This window comes from Pedobacter agri (genome assembly GCF_032678665.1).
GTDB classification, from domain to species: Bacteria; Bacteroidota; Bacteroidia; order Sphingobacteriales; family Sphingobacteriaceae; genus Pedobacter; species Pedobacter agri_A.
Window position 1 is genome coordinate 37,244 of the sequence record NZ_JAVTSH010000013.1, and the last position, 21,683, is coordinate 58,926.

Genomic DNA, 21,683 nt, shown 5'->3' on the forward strand with positions numbered 1-21,683 from the left:
TACGCAGATGAGCTATCAATAGCCCTTTATCGCTATATTGACATTTACAGACTGTTATAATATAGCCAACTGTCAAATTGATACTACAGAAATGCTTGGCTTTTGTGCAACATATGTGCATGAGAATTATTCGAAATAAAAAATGCCCTGTTCAGGCATTCTTTACAATCTTTATATTTGGTTAGTTAAAAGGCATTATCTTCACCACCAACTGCATTTAAAACGGTTTTACAGATAATTTTAAGATCAAGCCACAAGTTCCAGTTTTCCATGTAAGCGATATCATGTTTAACACGCCCTTCCATTTGTTCGTGTACTTTGGTTTCCCCACGAAAACCATTCACCTGGGCCTGGCCCGTAATGCCGGGCTTTAAAAACTGCCGCACCATATACTGATTAATAATCTGACGGTATTCTTCCGTGTGTTTTAGCATATGAGGCCTTGGGCCAACCACACTCATATCACCGAACAATACATTGAAAAACTGAGGTAACTCATCTATACTCGTTTTGCGCATAAATGAACCGATTCTTGTCACCCGGGGATCATTCCGGGTAGCCTGCTGGCTATTACTATTCTTGTTAATGCGCATGCTCCTAAATTTAAAACAATAAAACGGCTCATTGTCTCTACCAGACCGCAGCTGTTTAAAAATTGGATTTCCTTTAGATTCAATTAAAATCAAGACCATCATAATCGGGAATAACCAAGAGAGGACGAAAAGAATCACACCAAGGCTAAATACAATATCAAATGCACGCTTAATAATCCTGTTTCTTAACCTGGTAAGGGGCTCCTTCCTGTTTACCAATATCGGGATACCATCGTAATAACTGCTCAGTTTATAATTTGCACGGTTGAAAAATTCCTGGTTTCGCTGGTAGTGGATGAAAGAAGTCACAAATTTTATTCTTACACAATGTTGCTCGGCCAAGGCCAGTATTTCATTCATGGCATTGCTTTGTTCAGGAAACTCTGTCGTATAAACCTCATCCAAATGGTTTTCTATGGCATATTTAATCGAGTTACGTAAATTTTCTATTGGAAGATTATTGATCAGAACCTCCTCATGTAAATCTTTGAAAGACCCTGCAAAATTTACTGTCAGACTGTTCATCAAAAAAAACTTCTCTAGCCGATTGCCTAAGTCATGATTGCCGATAATTGCAATCCTCTTTTTAAAGGTGTCCATTTTCAAATAATAGCGATCAGAAACATAAGCCATTAAACGAATGGTACTAAAACACAATATTTCTAAAATGAATATATATATTACTGGTAAAGTAACCCGTATTCCTGGCAAAAACTGATTGCAGGTGAAGTAAATAATTGCAATCTGCAATAAAAAACTAAATGCTAATTTCTTATACAAAATCTCATGCTTTTGCACATTGGCAAACGTATAGGTTCCGAATATTACGGCAGAAACCATCCAGGATAGATTCATTAAAATTAAAAACCTGGCCGCAACCTCCAAATTATTTTTGGTTAAAAAGCTGGAAAAGTAAATGAGTGCAAATGAACAGTTGATCGCAAAAGCGTCAAAAATTACCAGTAAGGTAATGAGTATAAAAACATGACGACTCTTCATATTATTTGTGCGTTTTAGATTTTTGATAACCGTTTACTTGATTATTATATACTTGATATAATGCGTAAATTGAGAGATTTTATTGGGGCCGTACAATAGCCCAAAAGTACTACACAAGATAAACAGCTAGAAAATAGGATGTTAGCTAAGGTCTTAAGAAGATGATGTCATCCCATAATGATTGAATTTGTTTAGTGCCTCAACCTTGTTTTGTACATGCAATCTTTTGTAAATATTTTTGCAATGGTTTTTCACCGTGTTGGGACTGATGGAAAGCTGCACAGAAATCTCTTTGTATAAAAGCCCTTTGCTTAATAAAGAAAGAACTTCCAATTCCCTTTCGCTTAATCCAAAAGTATGCTGGTTACTTTGCTTGCCATTTAATAATCCAATCACACGTTTTGCAATATATGGGCTCATTGGCGCACCTCCTTCATAAAGTTCCGTAATGGCCGAATGAATTTCTTCCATGCTTGATCCTTTCAAAATATATCCGGAGGCGCCAGCTTTCAATGCATTGAATACATTTTCATCATTCTGATAACTCGTACACATTAAAAACTGAGTAAGGGAAAGGCTAGGTTTAGCCTGATTTACAAATTCTATTCCCGATTGTGTATTCAGTTTGATGTCTACAAGCGCAATGTCTGGTTTATCAATATGTATTTTCAACAATGCTTCTTCTACGGTAGCATAAACACCTTTAATTGCGAAATTTTCGTTATTTTCGATGGCTCTAACGAGTAAGTTACGATATTGAGCATGGTCTTCTAAAATTGAAACAGTAATCATATGATATTTGAGATGATTTATAAATATGTTTCGCACAACCCTCCATCAAGAACCAATTGAATCTTTTTTCGGTTTAAAAAATTAAACGCTTACACACAAGAAGTCGGGATATACAACATTCAAAAAACGAATAAGTCGTTTCTTAAATTTTTTGCTAAGTTAGAGTCAATGTTTTAAAACGCAAAGTAATGGTATGCCCTTTTAATCATCATGTTACTAGGTATTAAGATGCATATAAATCATTTAAAATGATACTTTTGCAATGCAGGTTATCATACCCTACAAAGTGACAATATAGTATATATTTGTATTATTTAAACTACAGTAATTCAAACAAAATGAACCAAATTCATATTACCAATTTGATTTTTCCGGAGCTTTTATCACTTCAGTGGGATGCCTTTTATCCATCTTCAATAACAATAACAGTCTTTATTATTACATCTGTAGCGATTTTATATTTTTTATCCCCAAAAATTAGATTCTTAAGAAAGTATAAAAGTGAGTATATCGCACAGAGTGAAGCTATCAAATTAGAAAGACAGCGGATCAGCGAAGAATTACATGATGAACTTGGATCCGGTTTATCAGCAGTAAAGTTATATGCAGAATTAGCCGCTAAAAATAATGCGGAAATTACTGAATTAGGGGAACTTAATGACATGATCAATGACATCTCCGTTAAAATAAATGACATTATCTGGACAACAAGCACGGAGAATGACCAATTTAACAATGTAATCTTCTATATTCAAGATCAGTTAGCTAAATTGTTCAGACATTCTGGCATAAATTTCGAATCAATTCTTCCGGAAGAGATCCCATTTTTGAGAATTAAAAGTGAAAGCCGAAGAGATATTTATCTTTTAGCTAAAGAAATTGCACACAATACCTTAAAGCATTCGCAGGCTGAAAAAGTGATACTTGAAATAATATTATCACCAGAGGTCATTACGCTAATGATCAAAGATGATGGAAAAGGTTTTGACCCGGTTGCGAAAGAGAAAGCTGGCATGGGCCTCTCAAGCATTAATAACCGGGTTAAAAGATTAAATAGCAGGTTAACAATCGAAAACTACAAGGGCACGAAAGTATTGGTCAACATCCCCATACTGGATAACTTCTATCCGGAAATTGAAATACCTAAAAGCACTTACATTTTCAGTTTTTGGAATAAAAATTAAACAATCTCAGGGGTACGAAATTCCATAGGGTCTTCGCCCAGTGGAAATTTGTAAATCATCTTTAAAATTACAGCAGGGTTACCACCAATTACACAATGGCTTTTTACATCTTTAGTCACTACTGCGCCAGCACCAATCACCACATTGTTTCCCACGGTAATATCACCTATAATAATCGCATTAACCCCAATATCCACATTATCACCAATTACTGGTGCTGGTCCAAATGATCCATTATCCAGTATTTTACTGCCAATCGTGGTCAAATGGCGTAAAGTGCAGTTTTTCCCGATGCTTGTTTCGCCATTAATAACTGAACCATAACCATACTGGAGTTTAAAACCACTACCAATTTTAACTTTGCAACTGATCTCAATGTTAAAAAGCCATCCGATGATTAACTTATATAACATCAGGTACCAGAAAAAGATAATTCTCAAAATGATGTGCCGGTTAACAAACGAAGCGCACCTAAAAAAAACCATCACCGCACGCCCCTTTACATTGTGATGATTGGTTCTCCAATCTTGAAAAATATTATAACTAATGACGTCCATTTATTTGGCAAATTTATACCGATAATACTCCTACTAAAAATTACGACCAGCAATCAGCTCATCGAAATGTGCCACATACTGGTCCACTACATTCGACCAATTATAAGTTTCCCTAAGCTTAGCCATATTACGATCAATCCGCTGCACATGATGATTCATCTTGGCCTCAACAGAGATTAACTGTTGTGCAACAGCCTCCAAATCTTGGAAATAAAAGGAATCGGATGTCAGTATACTTCTGTTGGCGTCATTATCATATGCAGTGATCAAACAATTTGAGGCCATGGCTTCCAATAATAAATGAACGGATCCATCATGTCCGGAACCATGAAAATATAGGTTTGAAAAATACCTCAGATTATCAAGCCTGTCAGCCTCATATACACTACCGAGAAATTTAATATGCGCAAACGGTTGATATTTTTCGCTCAGATAACTGCCAAATTTGCTTGAGTAGTTACCAATAACTAGAAAAATATTTTCCATTCCTGATGCTACAACGCCATCCAGAATTACTTCCGCCACACCATCTTCCTCCAAACTTCCGATGTATAAATTGTATTCAAACGGCTTAACATCTTCTATTGTCAATAATTCTTCATTTGCATTTGTAAAAACAACATCAACGCCCTGTGCAATATATTTAGCTCGTTTCTGATACCGTTTATTAAGATAATAGTTAACGATTGTTGAATCAGAAACCAAAGAGTCGCTGTATCGAACCGCAAATTTCTCTGCCAACCGAAGAAATCTTGAGCGAATAATTCCATGCCTGCTCCGCTTCCATTCTGTGGAAGAGATATTAGAAATCAATAGCGTATTTTCAGGCATTAACCAGGACCAAAACGAGCTCGAAGCCCCAAACTGTATCACCAAATCACACTTTCTATTTTTTAAATCTTTAAAGCAGTTATAGTCATATATGAAGTTACCTAAAGCCCCCAACTTATATTCAGGATCGTAAACATGAATGAGTTTAATTCCGCACCAATCCGCCCGCTGATAGGAATGATTATGGGAATTATAAACGGTCACTTCATGTCCTCTTTCGGCTAATCCGAGGGCGATGTATTGAGCACCCTTTTCAAAACCCCGATAAAGATCAGGTATTCCCCTGGTGCCTACAATTACAATTTTCATCGATTTTTTTACTTGGATTTGCTTCATTAATGCAGTGAATTAGACATATATCCTCATACATTAACTATCATAAAATTAGTCATATACGGCTCATAGGTCAATAGCCCTTAAATACTAGATTTAAGTACCTGAAAGATTTTTGCCTAACGCGCAAACGCGCTTCGGTATAAGACGGGGGCGCAGCCATGAGAATTTTTTATTGGTGGATGCGTGCTATTTCCTAATGCAAGTTTATAATGATAAGGTTTAATCAACATCGGCACAGTTGAGGACCTCGCAATTAAAACCTCGCTCTTCAGATCAAAGATAGTTTAGGCTTGAAGGCGACCTGGTATTGATTCAATCAAACCTGATGGCACACTTGGAAAACTGATGGATATTAGTAAACTACGCAGCTTAAGGTGGAAACATAAGATTGATCTTCCGGAAGGTATTGAGTTGGCTTATCAAGACTTTGAAGGCAGATATTAATATTTCAGCAATAAATGATAACCCTATAAAGGTTTTCAGTAAACGACCAAGCCAACTAACATCTTAAGTGCCTTGGTTGTTTACATTAAAATAAAATATTTTAGAAAGCGTTTTCTTCTCCTTTTGCCATGTTAATCGCAGTCATAAAGATGATTTTAACATCTAAAGCAGCTGTCCAGTTTTCGAGATACCAGATATCGTGTTCCACCCGCTTAACCATTTTATAGTCTTCTTTTGTTTCACCCCTGTAGCCATTTACTTGTGCCCAGCCCGTAATGCCTGGTTTTAAGAAATGTCGAACCATAAACTGATCAACGATACCTTTGTATTGTTCTGTGTGACTTAGCATATGCGGGCGGGGACCAACCACACTCATGTGTCCCATAAATACGTTAAAAAACTGGGGCAACTCATCCAGACTAGACTTTCTCAGAAACTTACCAATTTTAGTGATGCGGTCATCATTTTTGCTTGCCTGTCTTTTATCGCTGTCTGCGTTCATGCGCATGCTCCTAAATTTAAAGCACCAGAAAGGTTCATCATCCCGCCCACTTCTCAATTGCTTGAACAATACAGGCCCCTTACTTTGTAATTTGATGAGTAAGGCAATGATAGGATATAACCAGCTTAATAAAAATAGAATTACCAGGCCACTGAAAATGACATCTATTAACCTTTTTTTGAAGCGGTTATGTACTTTCTCCAAAGGTTCAGAACGAAGGGAAATAACGGGGAATTCATTCCCCAGATAACTCACGGTATAAGGAGAAAGCAAAGCGCCGCTGATGTCTGGGATAAATTTTAACCGGACACACTGACGTTCTGCCTCTTCAGTTAGCAGCATCATATCACTCATTCTCTCCGGAGCGATGGTAACATAAATATCCTTAATCCCTTTCTCTACTGCCAGTTGAAAGGACTTTCCAACCATATCTGATAACCGGCCATCACGCTCCAGGTATTCATCAGGAACATCAGGTATAAAACCATGAAATTCAATGTATTTCTGCTTTTGAAAATAACTAGCCAACTGCGTACCGGTAGCATTATTACCCATAATGGCAACAGACTTAACGCCACGCAAATGATTGAAGAGCAAAAACTGAAACGATGTTCCGATGAAACGATTGACTAGAAAAAGAAGGCCTAAGGCCCCGTAAAACACTAGCAAAAAAGACCGTGAGAAATCATTTTGTTTAGAGAAAAACAAATATACTGCAAATAAAATGGCATGCAAAATTACACTCCGCCACGTTCCTCTATAAATCCGTTCAATACGCCTTGAGCCATATTCCGTATATAAACCAAAAGAAGTGGTAGAAACAATCCAGAGTAAACTACACACCACCACATAGTGCCATTGCAATTCCGCGTTTACACTTTTACCTAAATAACTGGTGAATGTATAAGCGAAAAAATAGACACCAATAACCATCATCAGATCGGTTACCGGTAAAATATATTTCAGAATGAATAAGTAACGTGTTTGCATAACATAAATTAAGGGCGTAAGCCAAACATCATTGTTATCAAAATTAATGCCTCAAATTATTCATTCAAATTAGAATAAGACAAGAATTGATTTCTATTGCTGGCAAAATTCAAAGATACTACTTTAAAACGATTACTTATAAAGAGTAGGTTTACCCGTTTATTTGACAGATCAATTATGAAAATTAATAGATAAAAAAAAGCTTATCATTTTGATAAGCTTTTTTTGGTATCATGAATATTGGGATCCGAACTTCTGGACCATTTCTCTCGATACCGCTTTAATCTCTTGTTCATCCGATTTGGGATAGATCAGTAGCACCTGCTCGTCATCCACTACAATATAATTATCTAATCCGCGGATTACCGCTGCTTTACCTTTTGGCAAATTTATCATACAATCTCTGGTATTGCTTAAATGGATGTGCTCGGCATTAAATACATTCAACTGCTCATCTTTTTCCGCTATAGCGTGCAATGATGCCCAGGTACCCAGGTCAGACCAACCGATATCTGCCGGGATAGTATAAATATTATCTGCCTTTTCTAATATGGCATAATCAATGGAAATATTCGGACTAGCAGGGTATTTTTCCAGAATAAATCCTGCTTCCTCCGAGGTATTATAAAGTGAATTACCTGATTTAAACAAAGTATCGATCTCAGGTGCATATTTTTCAAAAGCATGCTGCAAACTACTCGCTTTCCAGATAAAGATTCCTGCATTCCATAAATAATTTCCACTTTCTAAATAAGCTTGTGCTTTTGCCAGTTCAGGCTTTTCTTTGAAGGCAGTGACTTTTTTTATTTCGCTATTAAATCCTTGCACCTTATTCCTTGATCCTTGATCCTCCACATATTCAATATAGCCATAACCTGTATCCGGTCTGGTCGGGCTAATCCCAAGCGTAAGTAACGCATCATTTTGATCTGCATAGGCTAAGGCCTGTTCAATTTTATTTAGAAAAACATGCTCTTTCAAAATTAAATGGTCAGATGGCGCCACAACAATATTGGCCTCAGGATTTTGCTGTAGGATTTTATAAGTGGCATAGGCAATACAAGGTGCTGTATTGTTACGGCTTGGCTCTAATAAAATATTATCGACTAATATATCTAGAAGTTGTTCCTTCACCAAATCAGCATAATCTTTATTGGTTAATATCAGAATATTCTCTTTAGGGCAAATGTTTAAAAACCGTTGATAGGTGAGTTGCAGCAATGACTCCCCTGTTCCTAAAATATCAATAAATTGTTTAGGGAAGTGGTTACGGCTTTTTGGCCAGAAGCGGGAGCCTACCCCTCCAGCCATGATTAATACATAATTATTTATCTGATTATTCATTTTTATTTTTCTTCGTACTTTTCAATTATAAACTTTTTCAATTCGCTCATAAACACCTTTTCATCATATTTTTCTGCATGCTGCCTGATAAATTTTGAATCAAATTTCAGGGTTTCAAATAACTCGATGGCATCAATCAAACTTTTTTCGTTTTGCTCCTGAAAGAAAACAGCTGTAGACTTACTTGCATCGCCTGTATAAGGTACCATGGTTTCCATCACTCCGCCAGCACCAAACGCAATAACTGGCCGCCCTGATGCATTCGCTTCTAAAGGTGTAATACCATAGTCTTCATGTTGCGGAAAAATCAAGGCTTTGCAATTGGCATAGAGTTCAGCCAATTCTTCACTGGATAAACCTTTTTTAAATTCAATATTGCTTTTCGCCAGTTGCTTTAATTCGTCGGCTTTTGTGCCATTGCCCACAACAATTAATTTTAGGCCCAACTCATTAAAAGCTTCAATAGCCAGATCTGCTTTTTTATAATATTCAAGCCTAGAGACCAATAGATAGTATTCTTTAGGTTTATCAGAGAGATGAAAATTCCTGGTTTTAACATCAGGTGGTATCAGTTTGATTTCCTGAACACCATATGCATCTTTGATCCGTTGCCCAGTCTCCTGTGTCATACCCATAAAATAATCCCCCCGCTGGGCTGCATCCTTATCAATTTTCTTTAGGATGTTGATTACATAGTCAAAAATCAGCCGGCTTAAACCCTTTGAATCATTATATTGACTGTAGGACTCAGGATCCCATGCTAGCCTGAATGGGGTGTAAGTATAAATGAATACTTTAGCGTCGTCATCTATATTAACATATTTTGCACTATGCGTATTTGAAATCAGTACGATGTCATATCCATGTACCTTGAGGGTTTTCATCGCCCAAATGGCAAATGGGAAATACAATCTTTGCATCCATTTCACACTTTTGGATAAAAACTGAAGCCAGGATGTATTAACCTTATAATTTTTATATTCTGGGTAGGTACCTTCAGGGTTATAAGCCAAAGTAAAAACATCAGCCTGAGGAAATGCCTTTAACATCGTCATTACCACCTGCTCTGCTCCTCCTCTCCTCATTAACTCATCATGAACAATAGCTACTTTCATTACGTAAAGTTTTTATCTTCCTCATTGATTAATATTTCCAAAACATCGAAGAATGATTTGTCATATTCCCACCCTAATACACTTTTTGCTTTATTGTTATCGCCGTACATATCTTCCATGTCGGTAGGCCTAAACAATGCGGGATCTTCCACAAGCTTATTCAAAGATATACTGAGGTAATCCATCGTGTAAGTTATAATATCCCTCAAATAGATGGATGTACCAGAACAGATTAAATAATCATCAGCTTTGTCTTGCTGCAGAGAAAGCCACATCGCCTTAACATAATCTGGCGCATAACCAAAATCCCTTTTAACATCAATGTTACCTACTCTTAGTTCCTGCTTTAAACCTTTTTTGATTTCCAAAGATGTCCTGATCACTTTTTTCACAAAGAAGTTTGGACTTCTTAAATATGACTCATGATTGAATAAAACACCATTTACGCAAAACACTTTATAAGATTCACGATAATTTATCCCTGTCCAAAAGCCAGATGCTTTTGATATGGCATAAGGGCTTAGGGGATGCATTGGAGTAAGTTCTGTCACTGGAAGTGATTGAACTTTCCCAAACATCTCACTACTGCTTGCCTGATAAATCTTGGTGTCTAATTGAAGAAGACGAACACTCTCTAATATATTCAGGACGGATTGTGTATTATAGTTTAAAGTTCCGATAGGTTGCTCAAAAGAAATACCCACGGAACTTTGGGCAGCTAAATTATAAAATTCATCGGGTTTATATTTTAATAAAATTTTTATAATACTCGAGAAATCCAACAAATCACATTCCTCAATTACAATATCAGTTTTTATAGCTAAATAATTAAAATTCTTTGCACTGAAATTGTGACTACTACGGGTTAAACCAATAATATTGTAATTTTCACGAGCAAGTAATTGTGCTAAATAAGCACCATCCTGACCTGTGATTCCTGAAATAATTGCTATTTTCTTACTCATCTATAAGGCTATTATTCAAATTGACTTTTGATATAATATCCATTTTCTTGCAATAATTTTTCTTTCTTAAAATGATCTACATCAGATGCCACCATCTCCTTAACTAGGCCAGCCAAATCATATTTAGGCTCCCATCCCAGCTTTGTCTTCGATTTGGTTGGATCACCAATTAAAAGATCTACTTCTGTTGGCCTAAAATACGTTGGATCCACAGCTACAACTTCCGTGCCCAATGCAATTTGAAAATCAGGATTTGAACAAGAAACTACCTTACCAATTTCCTTAACACCCTCTCCTTCGAAACCAATTACAACACCAACTTCTTCAAAAGCCAATCTTACAAATTCTCTAACGGTTGTAGTTACACCTGTTGCAATCACATAGTCTTCAGGCATATCTTGTTGCAAAATCCGCCACATCGCTTCAACATAGTCTTTAGCATGACCCCAATCTCTTTTAGCGTCAAGATTACCTAGGAACAGTTTAGATTGCAAACCTTGAGCAATCTTAGCAACAGCTCTTGTGATTTTTCTGGTCACAAACGTTTCTCCCCGCAACGGGCTTTCGTGATTAAATAGTATACCGTTACAAGCGAACATATTATAGGCTTCCCTGTAGTTTTTAGTTATCCAGAAACCATAAATTTTTGCTACGCCATACGGTGAGCGAGGATAAAAAGGCGAATTCTCATCATAAAATCCTTTATCATTTTTATTTTCTGGCATACCACCATATAATTCCGAGGTAGATGCCTGGTAAACCCTGGTCTTTTTTTCCAAACCTAAAATCCTTACTGCTTCCAATATCCTTAAAGTTCCAAGGCCATCTACATTCGCCACATACTCAGGGGAATCAAAAGACACCTTAACGTGGCTCATAGCGCCCAGATTATAAATTTCATCTGGCTGAACTTCTTGAACTATCCTAACCAAATTGGTCGCATCTGTCAAATCACCATAGTGCAATTTAAATCTAACGCCATCAGAATGCGGATCTTGATAAAGATGATCTATCCTGTCGGTATTAAACAAAGAACTTCTTCTTTTAATACCATGTACCTCATAACCTTTATCTAATAACAGTTCCAGTAAGTAAGCCCCATCTTGGCCAGTAATTCCAGTAATTAATGCTTTTTTCATTTTATACTTTGCAAATTTATTATTTGTTTAAAATTAATAATTACGTTTGAAGTATTTCGAACAACCATACAACATAAATTATTAAAGCTCGGGTAAAGTTAATATATTCTTTAAGCCCATTGCAGAAGTATGCCAAGAAAATTTTTGTATTCTATTATACCCTTTTTCAATAAGATCTTTTCTTAACTTCTCTTCAGCGCAAATCTTCACCATTTGATACATCAGTTCATTCGAATCATTCGGGTCAAAGTACAATGCCGCATCGCCGCACACTTCTGGCAAGCAAGTTGAGTTGGATGATATAACTGGGCATCCATAGCTCATTGCTTCAACCAGCGGTAGACCAAAACCCTCGTATAAACTAGGATAAATGAATGCAATCGCTTTGCTATATAATTGACTTAACATTACATCATCAACCTCTGTTAATCTTATTATATCATCATTAATACTTAATTGGCTATTGCCGAAATTATTGTTGAAGCGACCTACTAAGATTAGCTTTACATTAGCAATATTTGCGTTGTTAAATGACTTAATTAAAACGCTGACATTTTTCCTTGGGTCCATTGACCCTACAAATAAAAAGAATTTGCCGTACCCTAAATCAGATGGATCATCCGATTTGCTATGCAAGCTTGACACCGAATTATAAACAACATGAATTTTTTTTTCAGGTACATTTAATAATTCTATGATTTCTGACTTGGAGAATTTACTTACAGTGATTACTTTTTTTGCTCGTTTAGCTATTATTGGGATTAAAAATCCATACCAAGTTGAAAAGGCCCTGGAAAACCACTTCGGGTTTCTTAAAAAAGCTACATCATGAATAGTAACCACTTGGTCTCTAATAAAAATTGGTGCAGTATTACATAAATTAAGTAAGGTAAATTTACTTCTGGTATTTAAATAAATTGGCAAATCAATCTGTTCCCATAATGTACCGGTTTTATTTCCAATTACTAATATCTTATCCTCTTCAAAAATGCCATACAAGCTGATATTTTTGGGGCATAGAATGAGGCATTCTACTTTTAATTTCAGGAATTCTTTTATCAATTCAATAGCAAACCGCTGTACTCCAGTAATCTTTTGTGATAAAAATTTTCCGTTTATATAGATCATTATTATATTAGTAATGTTAAAAATAGTTATTTACTGCGACTTAAAAATTAATTTAGCTTATTGATTTCAAAGATTATTATGAAAAACTAAATTACAATTAATTATAAGTTAACTTTTATCTATTATAATTTTCTATCCCCTAAAACTTTCACTTTTAATATAAAAATTTTGACGTTTATAAGTTTTGTTTAATGCCCATGTCAAGACAATCATTGGTAAAAAAATAGCATAAATCGCAAAAAAACCCGAAGTGATCATAAAAGAAAATATTATAACTGACATGAGTGACATTGCATAGGCTTCAATCATTTGCTTGTTTTTAATGTAATACATAACCTTTCTATTTATTTCCTGCAGAAAGTAACCATAAGTGAGTGAGAATATAATAACACCTATCAAACCGAAATTAATATATGATTCTCCGAAAATTGTTAACCTCAAGCCTCCATGATAAGAATCAGTTAAGCCAGCAATACGGGTAGTAACTTTTCCCAGTGCCCATTCACTTCTAAACTCAGAAATTCCTGACGGTATAAATGAGATGAGCCCTGAGAAATGTGTTTTACCCAGAATTAATTGATGATTCCAATCGCTCAATACCCACGCAAAATCTCTTAGGTCTGAAAATGTATTACCGTATATCAAAGATGTAACTATATCACTACCGGTAACTTTGGTTTCCCCACTCCGCAATATTCCAAACCCAAGTACGGCAGCAATTAAACCAGCTCCCATAACAAGTATTTTAGACCACCCAATATTTCTACCTTTTGACGTTATATAGAAAAACATAAGAACGGAAAGAGAACCGAATGCAGCACCACGACTCCCAAAAATAAAGGAGAACCCAAAAACCATAAGGAAGCCTATCAAATATATTTTTTTCTTGTGCGCTAAATATAGTACGCCTAAAATTGAGATAAATATTGGATATACAGACACTGCTATATTGTAAAGTGGCCGCTCGGTACTTGATTCCCCTAAAGAATCGCGTGCACCTAACAATGCGCCAGAGGTCAAGGCTTGATAGGCAACAAATAGAAAACATGGAGAAAAAATTATAAATAATACCCATAAAGCATTTTTAGAATTAATAATCCTTTTCACAACGCCAGCGAGATACCATATTTCAAAATTACCTGTTACAATGAATCTATTATTTTTATGGTTGTAAAAGTATTTTCCCAACCACATAGAAATGTATCCAACCGTTACTATAATTAATGCTAAATCTACTTGTTTTGCAATCATGAATTGCGAACCGCCTGTTGCTCCCTCATTTTCCACAGCTTTTGCAAAAGGATAAAACATAAAATAAAAAATTACATTATTTATTAATAATTGAAATGCCCAGAAATCAATGATAAACCCGTTCTTTAGCCTAACTGATACAATGTACCATATATAATGAATAAATTGAACTACACAGACAATGATAAGTAACGAAGTCATTTTTTTTAATTCTTATTTAATAATATGGAAATCAATATAAATCTTTTAACTACTTAAAATTGAGATAGCAATTATAAAAGTTCTTAGATTCATATATAAAATTGGGTTTTAAAATTCTTTTATTCCTTCAATAGCGGACGTTGTATCGCTAAATATATCAAGGGACGGCTGCAACACCCTATTTAAGTTGAGTCTTAAAAAAATTGATAAACTTCCCGACTTCAGCCTCTTGCTTTTTGAATACAATTGGTTTAACTTTAAATTCCAGATGTGCTAAAATAGCATGGCCATATTCCATTTCGTCAAGAGGTGAGATATACGCAACTCCACTATTGCCGCCAGATTCCCTTAATTCTTCAATATCACTCGTAACAACTGGCACGCCACATGCTAGTGCTTCCCTAACCGGAATACCAAACCCCTCATAAATTGACGGGAAAAGAAACAAGCTTGCACCATTGTATAAGTATGGCAAATCCTCATCAGAAACATATCCTAATCTTAAAATTTGATTTTTATATTTATTACAAAGATCAATTAATCCTTCATTCTTCCATCCACCAGCCCCTATTAATACGAGTTTGTAACCATTTAATTTATTATGATTTATTAAATCTATAAAAACATTAATAGTGGTTATCAAATTCTTACGTGGCTCTATGGTCCCAACGGTCATTAAATATTTCCCGTTTAAATTATATTTGTCGAGAACTTCTTTTACTACTATTTTATCTTTTGGTTCGTAAATGGCGTCGATTGGTGGATTGATAATTGCATGACTTTCCTTATCAAAATATTTTTTAGTTTTTTTCGCGGTACCTTGAGAAATTGAAATTACGAAATCTGCACTTTGGGTATCGCTCTTTAAAAACAACAGATGCGAGTAATAATGCAACTTACCCATCTTCTCCGGGACTAGTTTATAATTTAAGTCATATACTATTGTTACTCTTTTTACCGATTTTTTTAGTTTTGGGAAAAATCCAGTGGTCGAGAAGTAAACATCAATGTTGTCTTTTGCAATTAATTGCCCAGCAAATAACTTTAACCACACTTTATCCGGTAATTTCCTCTTTAATGAACTTTCTTCTTTTTTAATTACAAATTTTGAAAGCAAATTTTCAGGCAAATAAATATCTTTATTTGAGTAGCCATAATATGTTGCTTCTGGGAAGGCCTCGAAAAGATAGCGAACCAATGCAATTGAGTATTTCCCAATACCACTTGGATTTTTTCCAAAGGGTTGTGCGTCAATTCCAATTCTCATTCTAACTATTTTTTTCAATTAAAAACGCCTGTTTTTCAAATCTACTGTGTGAGCGTATGAACTTCATTAGCAAATAATATCTTTTTATACCTACAGTCTTTTTAAGTATTATTAAAAGTTTTTTTAATTTTTCAATTTTCCCGTCAACATTTGATATCCCCTTTCTAATAGCTATATATTTACCATCTTTATCAAAAATCATTAATTTATTAATTTCTAACAGATTAAAAAAAGAATCTTTAATTGTTATAAAAGGATTTTTATAAGCTTCTTTATTACCTAAAGTTCGGAAAAATCTTCTTTGGTAAGGTAACACGGAAACACCATTATCATATTGATTATATTTATATTTCAACTTACTTAAGTAGGCTAAATCATTCTTCTCAAGATTGTCAACATATTCTTTGAATAATTGCAAATATTCTGGCTTGTTATCAAGATTATACTTATCTTGTTTTCTAGCAATATTATGGTAGTCGTGAGCATCAAGGCCTGAAAAATGAAATATTGCTAACGGCATTCCATCAACAAAATAATTGCCGTCCTCAACAGAAAACGCCCTCTCGTGCATATTCCAAAAAGCCACATTCATACCAGGATGACGTAGGATTTTCACATTGTCTCCATGTAATGCTGGCAGAAAATCCATCCACCTTTGATCTACATGTTGCGCATCCTCCTTATCTGCGTAACATTGGTCCGCTAGTTTGTGCTTCCACCAATCTATAATTTGCTTCCCAGTAGTACTATTATTAACAGCAAAAAAACCTAAGTTATAAATTCCAACGAAGAGCAATTCTTCTTCACTAGTAGCACCTTCATATTTGACATATGGATATAAAATGTGGGGAGTTAATAGAGCCGCTTTCGTTTCCAATTCATCGAACAAGAAATTCAGTGAATTGTACACAACCATATCAGGATCTATATATAGAACATTTTGGTAACCTCTTTCATTGACTAAAATGTCTAAAAAATAAGGTTTTATTGAGGTACTAAATTCAATCACATCATATTTAAAAGCCATTTCATAAAAGCTATGAATATTTGGCAGATTTTTAGATTCAATTACATTAAAATCTTCACATTTAATGTTGATGCCATCAATTTCATCCGACAGCAAAATAAAAAAATCTACGTCGGGGCAATGTTTTTTAACAGAATAACCCAATGTTTTTGCTTGCGCTAAATAATTTTTGGCACAGATTGTAAATATAGCGTTTCTCATGGTTCGATCGTCTTTATAAGTTTTGCAGGTACACCTGCGATTATAGAATTTTCCGGAAAACTTTTAGTAACTACGGCATTTGCTCCAACTATGCTATTTTTTCCAATTGTAATATTAGGCATAATGGCAACACCTTCTCCTATCCAAACATTATCTTCAATTACGACTGGTCCTTTTGAGGTTACAGTGCGTTTAGAAGGAGGGATCTTTAAATAATCATAGCTTATTTCGCCATGAAAGTGATCAGTAATAAAAACTCTACTAGCAATTAATACATTGTTTCCTATTATCACCTTATTTACACATCCAATGTGACAATCAAAATTTATTGAGACATTGTCGCCTATTATTATTGCAGGACTATAAATATGACCATTATGTTTTTGGTGAGCCTCTAATCTTAAACGACCAAAAGAACTAAAATTTTCGCCAATGTTTATAAACTCTCCCCCAAAAATACGAGCTGGATATTCAATACTAAAATTCTTACCAACAGATTTTATATCGAATACGTATAGATAAGAATAGATTATATTCTGAACACGGCGACAAATATTAATAAACCTAAATAACATTCTCTAAATTTTTTATTAGTTCAATAAATTGTTTTTAAGAGTAAAAACGTACAATAAAATATAGTTAGAGAGCATACAATTAAATAAAGTTAAATAAAGTTAAATTATCACTATAACAATGATAACTTATTGCAACCACATGTCCAGCCAGCAAATACCTAGCTACAATAATACAAGCAACTTGTGGAAATGAAACTATAAATCCTTTAATTTTTAAATTTGGAATTGTTAAATAAATTACAAAATACTCACAGGTTTTAGATAAATTATCTCGAATAGTATTCGGATAAAATTATCAAATCTTCCTCTTTTATTGTTTCAAATCATTAATTTTTAACACTATCAATCTTTACCCATAATCTTGAAACTATATTGTTATGCTTATAAAATTCCACCTCAGGATTAAACCAAGGCTCTGGAGCAATAACGATCTTGTCAGGGTTTGTGTTAAGCCACGCGCCCCACCAACTATAAGTACTATTTGCAATAATATTATGTTTGGCACACGACATCAATTGCATATCACGGAAATTTCTTTTATTACTCGTCGGATTCCAATCCACCAGGGTATACTCAATACCATTTATGTTTTCCTTCACCCAATCATGATTATCTGTGAATACGTAAAATACCGGATTATCGACGTGTTCCTTCATATATTTGATAGATCTATCATAATACTCCTTTGAACAAATACCTTGATATAAATCAAATTTCTGATAATCTGCCCCTTTGCGAACGTGAATTGCAATTGAATTCTCACTCTTCATTTTATTGTTAATTTCAATATTTTTCGGTTCATCAAATGGTAGAAAAGTAAAATTCTTTCTTACGTCTTCTTTGCAATCTTCAAAATATTTCTCTGTCTGCCACAAGCCAATAAAATTACAATCTTTAGTAGCCTTTTCTTCAATATCCGGCACATAACTAAAAACCGGCTCTTTAATGTATTTTTCTCTACCTAATATATTTGAAAATTTTCGCAAAAGGGATCCTTTTCGACCGGTAATGCAACTATACTTAAACTTGCCTTCAGTGGTCGACTTTACATCAATATTTGGAAATGCATCTTGCAATCTCACAAATTCAAAAGCCCATTCCTCTCTTGGCTTAAAATTATGTTGGTCTATGTAGACATCCAACCCTTTAGCTTTTAAGCCTCTTGCAAAAGCATAACAAAACATTTGATTTGCCAATCCAGCTTGTAAACATACTGATATCATAATTATTTTAATTTATTGTTAAATTTATCATTCCTCTTGATATAATATCAGCTTCATGAACAATAGCTTCATTCTTTTTATCTAATTCTAGTCTTCTCACTTTACTAAAAATCGTTGAAACCAAAGTAAATTTTATAAAGAAGATTTCCTGTATTAAATTAATATTTTGTTTATTGCTTATTAATTTTATCTCTTACGGCAAATGCTGCTTCTACAGCTTTATCCATATTATAATATTCCCACTCAGCAAATCTTCCAAGTAAATAAATCCCATTTTCTTCTAGTATACTTTTAGCCTTATTAATGACTTCTCTGGTTCTGTGATCTTGTATTACATAAGAATTAGGTTCATAATTGTATGCTATTGGCTTTAAATTACCTGGTAACTTCTTTATCTCTTCTGCCATTTCCTCAAACTTAACTTTGCCCGAGAATTCAACCACACATGTCTTTCTCTTGGCACCTCTATTATTAGTTTCACTAAAATTACCGGTATAAATTATTCGATGTGCACTCGTAAAAGATTCGGGGATATACAGCCATGAAATATCTGTTTCATCAGTTTCACAAAATAGATTAGAAGTGCCATTAGACCTTAGTTTTTCTAAATATTCTAAATCAACTCCACCGTTTCGCAACAAATCTTTAAAATAGGCGGGCAATTTTCTAACATCTCCGCAATATATTACTCGATCAAAATCAACTTCATTAATTCTTAACTTACCCAAGATATTTTTGACATCACTAACGTTAAAATCTTCAAATACATTCAGTCCTTTTTTTAACCTATCAACAATAAATTGCGAACCATTTTCTTTAGGATAAAAAAAAGTTGAATGAACCATATTATCTTCTTCTTTTCTAAAGAAATTGCTTTCTAAAATCTCCTGTAAAAGAGGCATTGGCAATTTTCCTTCCAGCCATTGCATAGAAACAGTACTCAAATCCGTTTTCCAAATTTTAAGATTATAAGGTTTAAAATAAATCTGATACAGCGTGTCACCAAAAGTTCCCTTTAGAAAATCCTCAAAATTAGAATAATCAAATGGTGAAATCTTATCTTTTTTTTGAAGTTCTAATAACTCATGAATTACCTTTTTTACAATATCTTGATCCAACATATACAAATAGTTTTCAATCGGATAACCAATAATAGTATTGTTGAAAAAAACTTTGGCATTTCGAGTCGCTTTAACAAATTCATTTTCCTTATCGAAATGTGACCAAAACCAATCCAAAACATCGTTATTTCTAGAGTTAAAAACATGTCCCCCAACTTTATGGAACAAACAATCATTAACTCTTTCGCACTTTATAAGCCCCCCAGCTTTAGTCTCTTTTTCAAAAAGCATAACTTCATTTTGATCTTTCAACATATTGGCAACACTTAAACCAGATATTCCCGTACCTATAACTGCTATTTTCATAAATTATAAAATTAATTATTATCAAATAAACAAAACATTAAAGCTTCCTCTTTAAAATTTTATTAATATTTATTAATGAGGACAAAAAATTATTTTTGAAAAATATCTGGGAGACTAAGAAAAAAATTAAGAATGATCCAAATGTAGTCACCATTAAGGGTATCCCAATAAAATGTCTTTTATAGATTAAAAACAAAATTAATGTAGAGAACAAACAGCAAAAAATTTGTATTAATAACTTATAATCAATAAATATTTTTATTTCCTTTTTTGCTGCAAGAAAAACATATAAACAAACACTGATCTCTGCTATTACAGCCGCAATAGCCGAACCAAGAAAACCTATTGAAGGAATCAATACAAAATTGATAATAAGACTGACTGTTAAACCAATAATTGTTGCCACTAATATTTTCCTCTCTTTTCCTATAGGTAAAAGGAATTGAGTTCCGAAAACATTACATAAACCAATAATTAAGGGCATTATAGATAAAATCTGTAGAGCCATACTCGATTTTAAATATTTAGATCCAGATATAATCATCAAAATCTGCTCTGGGAAAAGAATACAAAAAAACGAGAAAGGTAAGGAGAATAGCAATACTATGCTTATTGATTTACTAATAAGATTCTTAATTTCTTCTTTGTTATTGGTCTTGTGTAAAAACGATATTCTAGGAATAAACACCAATCCAACCCCACTAATAATCATCCAAAAAATTTTAACCAATTTCAATGGTATATTATAATAACTAACATTTAGAGCATCAGTTAAAAACCCTAAAATAATAGAATCTAAAATCACATAGATACTTAAGGACGCATTTATGCTAAAAAGCACCAATAATGGCTTTAAATGCCTCATAATATTCACTTCAAACTTAAATCCTGCGAAATGATTCTTAAAAAAATACCCAAAGTTCACAATTGCATTTGCAATCATCACGCTTGCAAGTATAAAATAATAAATCCCTGAATCATATTTGTTTTTTACGAAAACTAGAATCGCAATAACACTCAAAATTTTAAATATTAAAGACCTTTTAGTTATGTAAGAAAATTTTTCAATTCCTTGATAAAACCATTCTATTGAAAAAGAATTTGAAAGAATCATTAAAGACCCTATCTCTATTAATCTTATATTATCAACTAATTTAGGAACAAATAAGCCCAATATAAAAAAAATAATTATGTAAAATAAAGAAAGAAACAGTTGTAAAGCAACTAACTCAATAACCAAATTAGATGAAATCTGTTTATTACCCTTTAGCTTTGCAACTTCACGTAATCCATAAAAAGGTATACCTAGCGAAGCAAATAAAATAAAATACTGAGTAAAAGAATCGATAAAAAAAACATTGCCCAAACTTGCATTTGACAATGTCCTTGTTATATAAGGAAAAGTAATTAATGGTAAAACTATTGTCGACGACGTAAGTATAAAATTACTTAATAGATTTTTTTTTAGGCTCATTTTTTAAATTCATAAATGAATTACCTCAAAATCAATAACAAAATTTTGTCATAATAATTCAAAGTATATATACACTTATTATTTAAGTCTTTTTAAAATTTACAAATCACTAGTTACC

General features: G+C 33.8%; 18 protein-coding genes. 1 reads left to right on the top strand and 17 read right to left on the bottom strand.

Features of this window, described 5'->3' with window-relative positions; translation table 11 throughout:
• Positions 1-185 precede the first annotated feature (185 nt).
• The gene (locus R2Q70_RS21470) at positions 186-1,592 is read right to left on the bottom strand and encodes an exopolysaccharide biosynthesis polyprenyl glycosylphosphotransferase (protein ID WP_316809606.1); all 1,407 of its coding nucleotides are present in this window, start codon (positions 1,590-1,592) and stop codon (positions 186-188) included.
• Positions 1,593-1,745: 153 nt separating this feature from the next.
• Positions 1,746-2,384 carry a response regulator transcription factor gene (locus R2Q70_RS21475; RefSeq protein WP_316809607.1) on the bottom strand — a complete coding sequence of 213 codons (639 nt, stop codon included), beginning with the start codon at positions 2,382-2,384 and terminating at the stop codon, positions 1,746-1,748.
• 338 nt (positions 2,385-2,722) lie between these two features.
• Here R2Q70_RS21475 and R2Q70_RS21480 point away from each other — a divergent pair, with 338 nt between their 5' ends.
• Positions 2,723-3,568 carry a sensor histidine kinase gene (locus tag R2Q70_RS21480; RefSeq protein WP_316809608.1) on the top strand — a complete coding sequence of 282 codons (846 nt, stop codon included), beginning with the start codon at positions 2,723-2,725 and terminating at the stop codon, positions 3,566-3,568.
• Here R2Q70_RS21480 and R2Q70_RS21485 read toward each other — a convergent pair.
• From R2Q70_RS21485 to R2Q70_RS21555, 15 genes are all read right to left on the bottom strand, one after another.
• Positions 3,565-4,125 (bottom strand): serine acetyltransferase, encoded by a 561-nt coding sequence (locus R2Q70_RS21485; protein WP_316809609.1) that lies wholly within the window; start codon positions 4,123-4,125, stop codon positions 3,565-3,567. The two genes, R2Q70_RS21480 and R2Q70_RS21485, sit on opposite strands and share 4 nt — an antisense overlap.
• Positions 4,126-4,158: 33 nt before the next feature.
• Positions 4,159-5,292 carry a DUF1972 domain-containing protein gene (locus tag R2Q70_RS21490; RefSeq protein ID WP_316809610.1) on the bottom strand — a complete coding sequence of 378 codons (1,134 nt, stop codon included), beginning with the start codon at positions 5,290-5,292 and terminating at the stop codon, positions 4,159-4,161.
• Positions 5,293-5,836: 544 nt separating this feature from the next.
• A complete protein-coding gene (locus R2Q70_RS21495) occupies positions 5,837-7,228 on the bottom strand; it encodes an undecaprenyl-phosphate glucose phosphotransferase (protein ID WP_316809611.1) in 1,392 nt (463 codons plus the stop codon).
• A 231-nt stretch (positions 7,229-7,459) separates the two neighbouring features.
• Positions 7,460-8,572 carry a mannose-1-phosphate guanylyltransferase gene (locus R2Q70_RS21500; RefSeq protein WP_316809612.1) on the bottom strand — a complete coding sequence of 371 codons (1,113 nt, stop codon included), beginning with the start codon at positions 8,570-8,572 and terminating at the stop codon, positions 7,460-7,462.
• Positions 8,573-8,574: 2 nt separating this feature from the next.
• Positions 8,575-9,687 (bottom strand): glycosyltransferase, encoded by a 1,113-nt coding sequence (locus R2Q70_RS21505; protein WP_316809613.1) that lies wholly within the window; start codon positions 9,685-9,687, stop codon positions 8,575-8,577.
• The gene (locus R2Q70_RS21510) at positions 9,687-10,652 is read right to left on the bottom strand and encodes a GDP-mannose 4,6-dehydratase (RefSeq protein ID WP_316809614.1); all 966 of its coding nucleotides are present in this window, start codon (positions 10,650-10,652) and stop codon (positions 9,687-9,689) included. The genes R2Q70_RS21505 and R2Q70_RS21510 overlap by 1 nt, the downstream gene beginning before the upstream one ends.
• A gap of 11 nt (positions 10,653-10,663) precedes the next feature.
• Complete coding sequence (gene gmd / locus R2Q70_RS21515) at positions 10,664-11,791, bottom strand: GDP-mannose 4,6-dehydratase (protein ID WP_316809615.1); 1,128 nt, start codon at positions 11,789-11,791, stop codon at positions 10,664-10,666.
• 81 nt (positions 11,792-11,872) lie between these two features.
• Complete coding sequence (locus R2Q70_RS21520; protein WP_316809616.1) at positions 11,873-12,919, bottom strand: glycosyltransferase family 1 protein; 1,047 nt, start codon at positions 12,917-12,919, stop codon at positions 11,873-11,875.
• Positions 12,920-13,051: 132 nt separating this feature from the next.
• Positions 13,052-14,371, bottom strand: coding sequence for an O-antigen polymerase (locus R2Q70_RS21525; RefSeq protein WP_316809617.1), 1,320 nt, complete (start codon positions 14,369-14,371; stop codon positions 13,052-13,054).
• A 178-nt stretch (positions 14,372-14,549) separates the two neighbouring features.
• Positions 14,550-15,638, bottom strand: a complete 1,089-nt coding sequence (locus R2Q70_RS21530; protein ID WP_316809618.1) for a glycosyltransferase family 1 protein — start codon at positions 15,636-15,638, stop codon at positions 14,550-14,552.
• 1 nt (position 15,639) lies between these two features.
• On the bottom strand, positions 15,640-16,866 hold the full coding sequence (locus tag R2Q70_RS21535; protein WP_316809619.1) for a hypothetical protein: 1,227 nt from the start codon (positions 16,864-16,866) through the stop codon (positions 15,640-15,642).
• The gene (locus R2Q70_RS21540; protein WP_316809620.1) at positions 16,863-17,441 is read right to left on the bottom strand and encodes a DapH/DapD/GlmU-related protein; all 579 of its coding nucleotides are present in this window, start codon (positions 17,439-17,441) and stop codon (positions 16,863-16,865) included. Before R2Q70_RS21540 ends, R2Q70_RS21535 begins: the two co-directional genes overlap by 4 nt.
• 326 nt (positions 17,442-17,767) lie before the next feature.
• Entirely contained in the window at positions 17,768-18,664 is an 897-nt protein-coding gene (locus R2Q70_RS21545; protein ID WP_316809621.1) for an alpha-1,2-fucosyltransferase, read from the bottom strand.
• A 170-nt stretch (positions 18,665-18,834) separates the two neighbouring features.
• Positions 18,835-20,091, bottom strand: a complete 1,257-nt coding sequence (locus tag R2Q70_RS21550; RefSeq protein WP_316809622.1) for a protoporphyrinogen/coproporphyrinogen oxidase — start codon at positions 20,089-20,091, stop codon at positions 18,835-18,837.
• 37 nt (positions 20,092-20,128) lie between these two features.
• Positions 20,129-21,565 carry a flippase gene (locus R2Q70_RS21555; protein ID WP_316809623.1) on the bottom strand — a complete coding sequence of 479 codons (1,437 nt, stop codon included), beginning with the start codon at positions 21,563-21,565 and terminating at the stop codon, positions 20,129-20,131.
• Positions 21,566-21,683: the final 118 nt, after the last annotated feature.